At 39.9% G+C, this 11,946-nt stretch carries 9 protein-coding genes and 1 pseudogene; 9 read left to right on the top strand and 1 reads right to left on the bottom strand.

What is annotated here, in order from left to right:
- Nucleotides 1-225: 225 nt before the first annotated feature.
- Complete coding sequence (locus tag V7068_RS19830; RefSeq protein ID WP_499714211.1) at nt 226-1,803, top strand: flagellar assembly protein A; 1,578 nt, start codon at nt 226-228, stop codon at nt 1,801-1,803.
- A 72-nt stretch (nt 1,804-1,875) separates the two neighbouring features.
- Complete coding sequence (locus tag V7068_RS19825; RefSeq protein ID WP_499714210.1) at nt 1,876-2,616, top strand: glycerophosphodiester phosphodiesterase; 741 nt, start codon at nt 1,876-1,878, stop codon at nt 2,614-2,616.
- Between the two features lie 35 nt (nt 2,617-2,651).
- Here V7068_RS19825 and V7068_RS19820 read toward each other — a convergent pair whose 3' ends face one another.
- A complete protein-coding gene (locus V7068_RS19820) occupies nt 2,652-2,897 on the bottom strand; it encodes a DUF2627 domain-containing protein (RefSeq protein ID WP_119115455.1) in 246 nt (81 codons plus the stop codon).
- 131 nt (nt 2,898-3,028) lie between these two features.
- Between V7068_RS19820 and V7068_RS19815 the strand changes: the two are divergent.
- From V7068_RS19815 to V7068_RS19785, 7 genes and pseudogenes are all read left to right on the top strand, one after another.
- Nucleotides 3,029-4,018: pseudogene (locus V7068_RS19815) on the top strand (sigma 54-interacting transcriptional regulator); the annotation flags it as partial.
- Between the two features lie 399 nt (nt 4,019-4,417).
- Complete coding sequence (locus V7068_RS19810) at nt 4,418-5,827, top strand: sigma-54 interaction domain-containing protein (RefSeq protein WP_499714209.1); 1,410 nt, start codon at nt 4,418-4,420, stop codon at nt 5,825-5,827.
- Between the two features lie 276 nt (nt 5,828-6,103).
- Nucleotides 6,104-7,201 (top strand): branched-chain amino acid dehydrogenase, encoded by a 1,098-nt coding sequence (gene bcd, locus V7068_RS19805; protein WP_499714208.1) that lies wholly within the window; start codon nt 6,104-6,106, stop codon nt 7,199-7,201.
- A 34-nt stretch (nt 7,202-7,235) separates the two neighbouring features.
- Nucleotides 7,236-8,657: a dihydrolipoyl dehydrogenase gene (gene lpdA, locus V7068_RS19800; RefSeq protein WP_499714207.1), complete on the top strand. Its 1,422-nt coding sequence runs from the start codon at nt 7,236-7,238 to the stop codon at nt 8,655-8,657.
- A 22-nt stretch (nt 8,658-8,679) separates the two neighbouring features.
- Nucleotides 8,680-9,684: a thiamine pyrophosphate-dependent dehydrogenase E1 component subunit alpha gene (locus V7068_RS19795; protein WP_499714206.1), complete on the top strand. Its 1,005-nt coding sequence runs from the start codon at nt 8,680-8,682 to the stop codon at nt 9,682-9,684.
- A gap of 2 nt (nt 9,685-9,686) precedes the next feature.
- The gene (locus tag V7068_RS19790; protein ID WP_127761274.1) at nt 9,687-10,670 is read left to right on the top strand and encodes an alpha-ketoacid dehydrogenase subunit beta; all 984 of its coding nucleotides are present in this window, start codon (nt 9,687-9,689) and stop codon (nt 10,668-10,670) included.
- A gap of 23 nt (nt 10,671-10,693) precedes the next feature.
- On the top strand, nt 10,694-11,946 hold a 1,253-nt coding region (locus tag V7068_RS19785; protein WP_499714205.1), incomplete at its 3' end, for a dihydrolipoamide acetyltransferase family protein.

The raw sequence follows: 11,946 nt of genomic DNA, 5'->3' as shown, positions 1-11,946 counted from the left end.
GAATTCTGAATTTATTGCAATGGTAGCAGTCAAACTTCGCTTAGAACATAAAGCTTCATGAGAGAGTTAGGAATCCCCAATACTTATAGTTATTGGGGATTATTTTTTTGATAACGCTTACTTATGAATTAGTACAAATTATTCATAATTTAGTCAAAATCCTTGACTAGATTGTTATATAATAATATGTAGATAGTCCAAAAGTTGGTTAATGGAGGTGCTTCTATGATTATCGAAAAAAATGATGAAATGTTATTAGAGGAAGAAGATGGGGTCATTTATTTAACCGTCTATCAAAAAGGTTGCTCGTTTTTGCAGATTCATTCGATTATGGTTCAAAATCCACAATTAGATTTAGATTTGAAGAGCATTAATGATGCAATTACAGCTGCGAGTGGCGGTAAAGTTCGTGCAGGCAGAAAAAAACCAATTATTGAATGGGGAATTGCTTCAAACAAAATGTCTGCTTCTATAAAATTGAATTGTACAAGTCAATACCTTCATCAGCATTACTCCGAAATCGTCTCCGATATATTCGACCATCTTAATCAAGAGAAAATTACGGAAGGGATTCTAATACATGTAATTCAAAATGAGCTAGTTGTGAATGAAAGTATTATGATTGCTAAAGGGCAAGGACCTGTGCCCGGAAGTGATGCAGTAATTACATACTATAAACGTTCGGAGCGAAAGCCTGCCATTCGCGATGATGGGAAAGCTGACTATTATGATATGGGTTTCTTGGATCAAGTGAAAAAAGGGGATTGGCTTGGAGAGAAAATTCCTCCAACCAGCTCGATTCCTGGAAAAACCATTACAGGGGAATATGTTGTTATTCCAAATGGTAAAAATAAAAAGCTTCTCTATGATCCAAAAACAGTGGGTGCTTTTAAAGAAGCTGGAAAAATTGTTCTTCGGGCTTTAATAAATGGTGTAGTCGAATTTCATTCAGGAAAAGTCACTGTCGGAGATCACTTTATTATTGAGGGGGATGTTGGCGTAGAGACAGGAAATATCAATTTTGATGGAAATGTGACGGTTACAGGAGCAGTGTTGGATGGTTTTTCAGTCACTGCAACGAAAGACATTTCGATTTTAGGTGAGCTGGGTGTGGGCAATGTTGAAATGATTGAATCAAAGCTAGGAGATGTCTTTATTAAAGGTGGTATTTTTGGAAAAGGCAAATCAAAAATTGCTGCAGGGAGAAATATTTACGTTAAGCATGCAAATGAATGTTATTTAGAGGCCGGGGGAGATATTCATATCGGTTATTATTCACTGGGTAGTACATTAAAGGCGCAAAATATTATAACAGATGAACGGTGCGGTAAATTAATTGGGGGAATGATTGAAGCGCGTGGGAAAGTAAGAGCAGGGGTTATCGGAAATCGAATGGAGCGTAAAACGTGTATTCATGTAGAGGGCTTCGATCGTAATCAGCTGAAAGAAGAGTTAAATGAAATATTGACTCATTATAAAACAAAAATTCAAGAACTTGAGAATATTAAAGAACGATTAAATGTGTACGATACCTTTATGGATGAACTTAATGATGCTCAAAATAAACAGTATGAACAAACGATATTAGAGTTTGAAAAAATTACCGAAGATATTTTTCAGTTTGACCAAAAGCGTAAGGTGCTAATGGGAATGCTCGAATCGAAGGGCGATGGAGAAATTACGATTGGACAAGTTGCTTATCCAGATACAAATTTACAAATTAAAAGTACGAGGAAGAAGCTAGTAGAATCGACGAAAGGAACGTTTTTTGTACAAGACAACAATCTGCACTTTGAAAAATAACCATTATTAAATACTTATCTATCTTCATAAAAATGAAAAGATAGTGATTTTCATGAAGGGAGGTAAGTGTTTATGATGCACATTATTGCCCATCGAGGAGCAGCAAGCACGCATCCGGAAAATACAATGGGTGCATTTATAGAGGCACAGCGAGTGGGAGCGGATGGAATAGAAGTAGATGTGCAATTATCCGCGGATGGAGAAGTTGTCATTATTCATGATGAGAAACTAAATAGAACGACTGGAGTAAAAGGATATGTAAAGGATTGGAAGTTAAGTGAGTTAAAAAAGTTAAATGCTAGTTTTGGTCATAAAGCGAAATCGGTGTTTGAAAAAATCCCTACATTAGTGGAGCTGTTTGATTGGCTTCAAACTAATCAATTAAGCTGTATTATTGAATTGAAAAACACGGTCTTTGAGTATCCTGGATTAGAGGAAAAAGTAATTCAATTAATTCGAATGTATGGGTTTGAAAATAGAGTTATATTAGCTTCTTTTAATCATTACAGCCTTGTCTATTGTTATCGTTTAGCTCCTGATATAGAAACCGCTCCTAATTATCGAGAAGGAATATTTATGCCATGGATTTATGCGAAGTCAATTGCTGCCAAAGGAATTCATCCTCAATTTCGAGCTGCTCATGATGTAATTATTAAAGAGTCATTGGATGCAGGGGTGGCCATTCGGCCTTATACGATTAATACAGAAGCGCAAATGAAACATTTTTTTGAGAAAGGCTGTAGCGGCATTATTACAGATGATCCTAAACTTGCTAAACAAGTAAGGGGTCGGTTGATTTCTATGACGAATTAAAGACCGAGCAACAGAGAGCTCGGTTTTTTTATGATTTAAGGCAGTTTCATTTTATCAAATCGACTTTGAACTTTATGACGTTTACGATCGCGGTGAAGAATAAACCCAGCTATAAAGGCAATCCCGCCAATTGTAAATAGAAGACCAGCTATAGATTGTACCCAAAGCGCAGGATAAGGCGGTTGTTGAATAGCGAATAACATATCTCTCATAAGCTTAATACCGTAAGCGGCCAATGCTCCGGGGATAAACAGGATTGTAAAAGCGATTAAACGTTTCATTTGGTCAAATCCCTTCCAATAGTTTCCTTTATAATAAAAATGATAAAGAATATGTATTATTTGTCAAGTTTCCAATATAAGGATTAAAATAGGGCTAGACTATTTTTTTTGCAGGGAGAGGAGTGACCTAGATGCAGAACGTCATGATTGTCGGCGCGGGTCAGGGAGGCACAACCCTTTTGAACATTCTTTTAGAAAGTGATGCTTTTTCGGTTCTCTGTATGGTAGATATTAATCGAGAAGCACCCGGGATGCAGTTAGCGCGGGGTTTCCATATTCCTACAGCATTATCATGGAAGAATGAATATACAAATAAGGCAGACATTATTATCGATACATCGGGAAATGAGTCCGTTTTTCAAGAGATAAGAAGGGAGAAAGGTCATGAAGCATTGCTGATTCCTGGCAGTGTAGCGCAGATTATCGCTAAATTGTCGAAAGAGAAACAACAGCTTATACATAAATTAAAGACAGAGTCGAATACGATGCTTGAGGCGATTATCCAATCGAGCGATGAAGCTATTTCCGTAGTAGATGAACAAGGACGCGGGCTGCTAATCAATCCAGCTTATACGAGGATTACCGGATTGACGAAGGAACAGGTGATCGGTAAACCTGCGACAACGGATATTTATGAAGGCGACAGTATGCATATGCAAGTACTAGAAACGAGAAGACCTGTTCGTGGTGTCAATATGTGTGTTGGTCCAAGACGAAAAGAAGTTATTGTCAATGTGGCTCCTATTATTGTAGATGGGGAATTGAAGGGAAGTGTTGGGGTTATACATGATGTATCTGAAATTCAAAAATTAACGACTGAATTAAAGCATGCTCAGCGACTTATCCGAACATTACAAGCGAAATATTCTTTTGAGGATATTATTGGACAGTCCGATGATATGGTGCTGGCAATTGAACAAGCTAAACTTTCTGCGAAAACGCCAGCAACGGTGCTGCTGCGCGGTGAATCAGGAACAGGAAAAGAGCTATTTGCTCATGCGATTCATAATGAGAGCGATCGGAAATTTAATAAATTTATACGTGTCAATTGTGCGGCTATTTCGGAATCTTTGTTGGAAAGCGAGCTGTTTGGCTATGAGGATGNNAGATTTCAAGCTTCGCTTTCAATCAAGTGACCGTATGAACCTGATTGGTGAAAGCTTACCTTTGAAAACCACAAAGGTAAGTTTCACTGTATTTTACCAATCGGACCTTAACGGGCAGTTGTCCCTCACTTATCTTCTTTAGCTCCTCATAAGCTTAAGGTGGGGGGCTTATTGCCCGTTAAGTGTGGGATAAAAAGAAAGCCGCCCTGAAAATAAGCAGGGGGCTAAGATGAAAGTTTTATAGTATGAACAACTCACATGCCCCTCAGTGTGAAATTCGTTAGCGTAAATGTCTCCGTTAAACAATATGGTTGATTGAGTAATGGTTGGCTCATTTTGAATCCGTACCCATACGTAATTTTAGACTGCTTTTGTTATAATAAATAGAACGAGTGCAACAAGGGGGAAGCAAAAGTGAGTCGGGCATTTGACGGAGTACCAATCAGTTGGCATGAGCAAATTATCAATCTGTTAGCGGAACGTGTGGTCATTATCGATGATAACGGAATGATTTTATATATCAACGAGGGATATTGCCAGTTTATTGGGACAACTATGGAAAAGGCGATTGGTCAGCCTGTACAGGATGTGATTGAAAATTCAAGAATGCACAGGATGGTCAAAACAGGGAAGGCGGAACTGGCCGCTGTTCAAAAAATCAATGGCAGTGAAATGATTGCCAACCGTTTTCCTATTTTTGAGGATGGGAAGGTTGTTGGCGCTGTGGGCAATGTGATGTTTCGCAATCCTGAGGAATGGCGGATGTATAGAACAAAAATTCAAAACCTCGTCGAAGAATTAAATTATTATCAAGCAAAAGCTCAAAGAGATTTGCGGAGTAAATACAGCTTTGAGGACTTAATTGGCAACAGTCCTATTTTTCTTGCGGCAAAAACGCTCGCCGAAAGAGTATCCGAAAGTAATTCATCGGTGTTATTAATCGGGGAATCGGGTACCGGGAAGGAATTATTTGCTCATGCGATTCACCATAAAAGCACCCGTGCGTCTGCTCCTTTTGTGGCGATTAACTGTTCCTCCATCCCTGAGCACTTATTGGAATCGGAATTGTTTGGCTATGAGGATGGGGCGTTTACAGGTGCAAAACGCGGCGGGAAAATTGGCTTTTTTGAGGAAGCAAATCATGGCAGTTTATTTTTAGATGAGATCGGCGAGTTAGCTCCGAAAATTCAAGCAAAGCTGCTTCGCGTACTGCAAGAGCGCGAAATTATGAGAGTTGGCGGAACAAAACCAATTCCGATTAATGTACGTGTCATTGCTGCAACGAATATTGATTTAGAACAATCTATTAAAAATGGGAGTTTTCGAGAAGATCTTTATTTTCGGTTGAATCGTATGCCTATTTTTATTGCTCCTTTGAGAAAAAGAAAAGGAGAAATGAAGGAGTTAGCGGAGCATTTAATTCATAAGATTAATCAAGAATATGGACGAGGCATTGAAGGAATCTCAGAAGATGCGATTGAGAAATTGAGGCAGTATGATTGGCCAGGCAATGTTCGGGAGTTAGAGAATATTTTAGGACGAGCGATTATTTTAATGAAGCTGAATGAACAAGTGATTGAGGCCAAGCATATTCCCAATTTAGTAGGTACAAGTGCTGAGCATCCAAAGGAATCCGCTTTATTGTTTACACCTTCTTTTAAAAGCAATGAGTCATTAAATGAGCTGGTCGGAGCTTATGAAGCGAAAGTAATTCAACAAGCGTTACAAACCTTTAAAGGCAATAAAACATTAACTGCTAAATCATTAGGGATTTCGGTAAGAAGCTTATATTATAAAATGGAGAAAACTAATTTGTGCAAATGATTGCATGCAATATTTTGCTTAACTGTGCAAAAAATAGTGCATTTTACGAACGAGAGTGTGCAGAAAGATGCTGTGAATCTATTCAGCATCTTCTTTTTTTCCTTATGAATACAAGGGAAGAGACTTATTTTATGTAATTTATACAGACTTTACATATAGTGGCATTAAACTTGCATGTTATATGGGTGAGAAGTTTATTTCAGGTTAACCATGTGACTGAACTATTCATATTTTAATCAATACAAAATGAAAATACATCTTCCGGGGGATTTTACTATGGAAATGTTTCAATATCTTGAGAAATATGATTATGAACAGGTTGTTTTTTGCCAGGATAAACAATCGGGTTTAAAGGCTATTATTGCGATTCATGATACAACATTAGGCCCTGCTCTTGGTGGTACTCGAATGTGGATGTATCCATCTGAAGAGGCTGCAATTGAAGATGCGCTTAGATTAGCACGAGGGATGACATATAAAAATGCGGCAGCTGGTTTGAATTTAGGTGGGGGAAAAGCCGTAATTATTGGAAATCCACATACGGATAAAAACGAAGCTATGTTTCGTGCATTTGGACGTTATATCCAAAGTTTAAATGGACGCTATATTACGGCAGAAGATGTAGGGACGACTGTAGAGGATATGGATCTTATTCATGAAGAGACGGATTATGTAACAGGAATATCACCTGCCTTTGGTTCTTCGGGGAATCCATCTCCGGTGACTGCTTATGGTGTATATCGAGGGATGAAGGCTGCAGCAAAGGAAGCATTCGGTACCGATTCTTTAGCAGGAAAAACAGTCGCCGTCCAAGGAGTGGGAAATGTTGCCTATCATTTATGCCGTCATCTTTATGAAGAAGGAGTGCAGTTGATTGTAACAGATATTCAGCAAGCCGCTGTTCAGCGAGCAGTAAATGAATTTAGAGCAAAAGCGGTTGAACCAGCAGAGATTTATAGCGTAGATTGCGATATTTATGCTCCGTGTGCTCTTGGTGCCGTTCTGAATGATGAAACCATTCCGACCATAAAAGCAAAAGTCATTGCAGGATCAGCGAATAACCAATTAAAGAATTCGCTTCATGGCGAACAACTTCATGAAAAAGGGATTATTTATGCTCCGGATTATGTCATTAATGCTGGCGGAGTAGTCAACGTAGCAGATGAGCTAATAGGTTATAATCGTGAGCGCGCATTAAAGAAAGTAGAGAACATTTATGATAATATTACTAAAGTGTTTGAAATTGCAAAGCGCGACAACATTCCAACATATAAGGCTGCTAATCGTATGGCAGAGGAACGGATTGCTAGAATGAGATATTCACGCAGTCAATTTATACAAAACGAAAAACATATTTTAAATCGTCGTAAATAAGTCAAGGATATGTACAAGAGGAAGGAGGAGTAATATGGCAGAGGAGTATGATGTTGTTATTCTAGGTGGGGGGACGGGAGGCTATGTTGCCGCTATTCGAGCTAGTCAGCTCGGTTTGAAAACAGCTGTTGTTGAAAAGAGAAAATTAGGAGGAACCTGTCTTCATAGCGGCTGTATCCCTTCAAAGGCCCTTTTACGAAGCGCGGAAGTATACAGGACTGTAAAGAAGAGTGAGGAATATGGAATTTTAAAGGACCATGTTGGAATAGATTTCGCTAGAGTACAGCAGCGAAAAGAGGGAATTGTGAACAAACTCTACAGCGGTGTACAACATTTATTAAAGCAAGGGAAAATTTCTGTGTATGAAGGGATGGGCAGAATATTGGGCCCTTCTATTTTTTCCCCCATGCCAGGGACTATTTCTGTAGAGATGAATGATGGTAGTGATAATGCCATTTTGCTGCCGCAGCATGTCATTATTGCGACGGGCTCTCGGCCAAAAACATTACCTGGTTTATCAATTGACGGTCAGTATGTCCTTTCATCGGAAGAGGCTCTTCAATTAGAAACATTGCCGCAGTCGATCATTATAATCGGAGGAGGAGTCATTGGGGTAGAGTGGGCTTCGCTGTTGAACGATTTCGGGGTGCAAGTAACGGTCCTTGAGTATGCTCCGTATATTCTTCCTCACGAAGATGAAGAAGTGGCGAAAGAAATGATGCGTATTCTTCGGGAAAAAGGAGTTCGTATTGTGACGGAAGCAAAAGTATTACCTGAAACCTTGAAGACAGGAGAAGTTGTCTCAATTAAGGCAGAGGTCAATGGCGAACTTCAAGAATATATGGGAGACAAAATTCTTGTTTCCGTAGGACGGGACGCTAATGTAACTGATATTGGTTTAGAAAATACAGAGATTGCTCTTGAACAAGGTTACATTTCAACGAATAGCATGTACCAAACGAAGGAATCTCATATTTATGCAATAGGAGATTGTATCGGGGGATTGCAGCTTGCACATGTAGCTGCACGCGAAGGCATTATTGCTGTTGAGCATTTAGCAAGACAGCAGCCCGCACCTTTAGATCCTTCATGGATTACAAGATGTATTTATGCCAGTCCAGAAATAGCAAGTGTAGGCTATACAGAGCAAGAGGCATTGAAAAAAGGATTTACAATAAAAGTCGGAAAGTTTCCATTTAAAGCGATTGGTAAGGCACTTGTATATGGTGAAACAGAAGGCTTCGTTAAAATCATTGCGGATGAACAAACGAATGATGTGCTAGGTGTGCATATGATTGGGCCGCATGTGACGGATATGATCTCTGAAGCGAGTCTTGCAAAAGTATTGGATGCAACTCCGTGGGAAATAGCTTCAGCGGTTCATCCTCATCCAAGTTTATCGGAAGCTATCGGTGAAGCGGCTCTTGCAGTTGATGGCTTAGCATTACATTTTTAATAGACTGTAGGGAGGGGTTTAAATGGTTGAAAAAGTTGAGAAACGACACCATAAACTCGGTTTAAGTGATGAAATGGTTTTGGATATGTTTCGAACAATGCTTCTTGCTCGTCGGATTGATGAACGGATGTGGTTGTTAAATCGTTCAGGGAAAATACCATTTGTAATTTCTTGTCAAGGTCAAGAGGCCGCTCAAGTAGGAGCTGCATTTGCTCTTGATAGAAAGCTTGATTATGTGCTTCCTTATTATCGGGATGTTGGTGTTGTATTGGCATTTGGGATGACAGCTCGTGATTTAATGTTATCAGGATTTGCCAAACTTGAAGATCCAAACTCAGGAGGTAGACAAATGCCTGGTCATTTTGGGCAAAAGCGCAATCGAATTGTCACAGGGTCCTCTCCTGTAACAACACAAGTGCCTCATGCAGTTGGTATTGCGCTGGCAGGTAAAATGAACCGGGAAAAATTAGTGACCTTTGTGACGTTTGGAGAAGGGTCTTCGAATCAAGGGGATTTTCATGAAGGAATCAATTTTGCCAGTGTTCATAAATTGCCGGTTATTTTTATGTGTGAGAACAATAAGTATGCTATTTCCGTACCAATTTCTAAACAATTAGCGTGTGAAAATGTATCTGACCGTGCTATCGGTTATGGAATACCAGGTGTAACGGTTGATGGAAATGATCCGTTGGCCGTGTATCAAGCAGTTAAAGAAGCGGCAGATTGTGCACGGGCAGGTCACGGTCCGACATTGATTGAAACGGTTTCTTACCGACTCACGCCTCATTCAAGCGATGATGATGATCGAGTGTATCGAACACAAGAGGAGGTAGCGGAAGCAAAAATAAAGGATGCTTTGTTTACCTTTAGCCAATATTTAAAAGACGTCGGTGTAATGGATGAAGAGCGTGAAAAACAATTGAATGAAGAAGTGATGCAAATTGTTAATGAAGCAACAGATTATGCTGAACAGGCGCCATATGCAAGTCCAGAATATGCGATGAAACATGTATATGGGGAGGAATAAAGATGGGAGTCATTTCTTATATTGAGGCTGTTACACACGCTATTCGTGAGGAAATGGAAAGAGATGAACGCGTGTTTGTACTTGGTGAGGATGTCGGTAAAAAAGGCGGCGTATTTAAAGCGACACAAGGCCTATTTGATCAATTTGGTGAAGAGAGGGTAATCGATACGCCATTAGCAGAGTCAGCCATTGCTGGTGTTGGAATTGGTGCTGCCATGTATGGCATGCGGCCAATTGCAGAGATGCAGTTCGCGGATTTTATTATGCCTGCTGTCAATCAAATTATTTCGGAAGCTGCACGTATCCGTTACCGGTCAAACAATGATTGGAATTGTCCACTTGTTATTCGTGCCCCATATGGCGGCGGTGTTCACGGTGCTCTGTACCATTCGCAATCAGTAGAAGCGGTCTTTGCTAATCAACCAGGCTTGAAAATTATTATGCCATCGACACCGTATGATGTAAAGGGCTTATTGAAAGCGGCGATTCGCGATGAAGATCCTGTTCTGTTTCTTGAGCATAAACGAGCGTATCGTCTGATTAAAGGAGAAGTGCCTTCGGATGATTATGTATTGCCAATTGGAAAGGCAGATGTGAAACGAAGCGGAGAGGATATTACCGTTATCACATACGGGCTTTGTGTTCATTTTGCTCTCCAAGCAGCTGAAAAGCTTGCTAGTGATGGGATTTCTGTTCATCTTTTGGATTTGCGTACAGTTTATCCGCTTGATAAAGAAAGTATTATCGAAGCGGCTGTCAAGACAGGGAAAGTTCTGCTTATTACAGAAGATAACAAGGAAGGGAGTGTCATAAGCGAAGTGGCTGCCATTATTGCAGAATATTGCTTATTTGATTTAGACGCTCCTATTATGAGATTAGCAGGCCCGGATATTCCAGCGATGCCCTATGCACCAACAATGGAGAAATACTTTATGGTAAACCCAGAAAAAGTAGAAAAAGCGATGCGTGAGCTAGCTGAGTATTAAATCTGCGCAGAAGGAGGAGTAATATGGCGATTGAACAAATGAAAATGCCGCAGCTGGGCGAAAGTGTAACAGAAGGAACGATTAGTAAATGGCTCGTTACACCAGGTGATTTCGTACAAAAATACAGTCCAATTGCCGAAGTGATGACGGATAAAGTAAGTGCTGAAATCCCATCGTCATTTACAGGTGTCATTAAAGAGCTAGTCGCTAAAGAAGAGGAAACATTAGCAGTGAATGAAATCATTTGTTTAATTGAAGTAGAGGAAGCGAGCCCAACACAGACAATAGCTAGCTCTAGTACGAAATCACTTCCTGCACATCAAGATACCCTCTTGGAAAAGCATTCGATGAAGATGCGTTACTCACCAGCTGTATTAAAACTTTCACAAGAGCATGGAATCGACTTATCGCAAGTGGAGGGGTCTGGAAAAGGAGGGCGGATTACGAGAAAAGATGTGCAAGCCCTTATAGAAGCAAATAATGTACCCCAAGAGAAGCAAGAAGCGGTTGCTCCTTCTGTTACGAAAACAGAAGCTCGAAAACAATCCAGTAAAACTCTCTCTTTACCAGTAGAAGCTGGCGATCGGGAGATTCCTGTTACAGGGATTCGCAAAGCGATTGCAGCCAATATGCAAAAAAGTAAGCAGGAAGCACCTCATGCTTGGATGATGGTTGAAGCTGATGCCACAAACCTTGTGATGTTACGAAATTCATTAAAAGATAATTTTTTGCAAAAAGAAGGTTACCCTCTTACGTATTTTGCTTTTTTCGTCAAAGCAATCGCTCAAGCGCTAACCGAGTTTCCTGAAATGAATTCGATGTGGGCGGGCGATAAGATTATTCAAAAAAAGGATATCCATCTTTCCATTGCTGTAGCGACGGATGATGCACTTTTTGTACCTGTTATTAAACACGCAGATGAAAAATCAATTAAAGGAATTGCCCGTGAAATTCATGAGTTGGCTGAAAAAGTACGTACAGGTAAGCTTACACAGGAAGAAAGTCAAGGCGGCACCTTTACAGTGAACAATACGGGTTCGTTTGGTTCTGTCCAATCGATGGGGATTATTAATTATCCCCAGGCGGCTATTGTCCAAGTTGAAACAATTGTAAAACGTCCGGTAATTATAGATGATATGATTGCTGTTCGACATATGGTGAATTTGTGTTTATCGTTGGATCATCGTGTATTAGATGGTTTAATTTGTGGTCGTTTTTTAGCAAGAGTGAAGAAAATTGTCGAAGGATTTTCGAAAGAAAAAACATCCATTTTTTG

This window comes from Bacillus sp. JJ634, assembly GCF_036962285.1.
Classification (GTDB): domain Bacteria; phylum Bacillota; class Bacilli; order Bacillales; family DSM-1321; genus Peribacillus; species Peribacillus asahii_A.
Note: the sequence above shows the minus strand (reverse complement) of the source record. Positions and strands in the feature narration are given on the sequence as shown.

What these genes read in the sequence shown, in the direction of transcription:
- V7068_RS19830 (WP_499714211.1), top strand. Translation starts at nt 226, where the DNA reads ATGATTATCGAAAAAAATGATGAAATGTTATTAGAGGAAGAAGATGGG.
- V7068_RS19825 (WP_499714210.1), top strand. Translation starts at nt 1,876, where the DNA reads ATGATGCACATTATTGCCCATCGAGGAGCAGCAAGCACGCATCCGGAA.
- V7068_RS19820 (WP_119115455.1), bottom strand. Translation starts at nt 2,897, where the DNA reads ATGAAACGTTTAATCGCTTTTACAATCCTGTTTATCCCCGGAGCATTG.
- bcd (WP_499714208.1), top strand. Translation starts at nt 6,104, where the DNA reads ATGGAAATGTTTCAATATCTTGAGAAATATGATTATGAACAGGTTGTT.
- lpdA (WP_499714207.1), top strand. Translation starts at nt 7,236, where the DNA reads ATGGCAGAGGAGTATGATGTTGTTATTCTAGGTGGGGGGACGGGAGGC.
- V7068_RS19795 (WP_499714206.1), top strand. Translation starts at nt 8,680, where the DNA reads ATGGTTGAAAAAGTTGAGAAACGACACCATAAACTCGGTTTAAGTGAT.
- V7068_RS19790 (WP_127761274.1), top strand. Translation starts at nt 9,687, where the DNA reads ATGGGAGTCATTTCTTATATTGAGGCTGTTACACACGCTATTCGTGAG.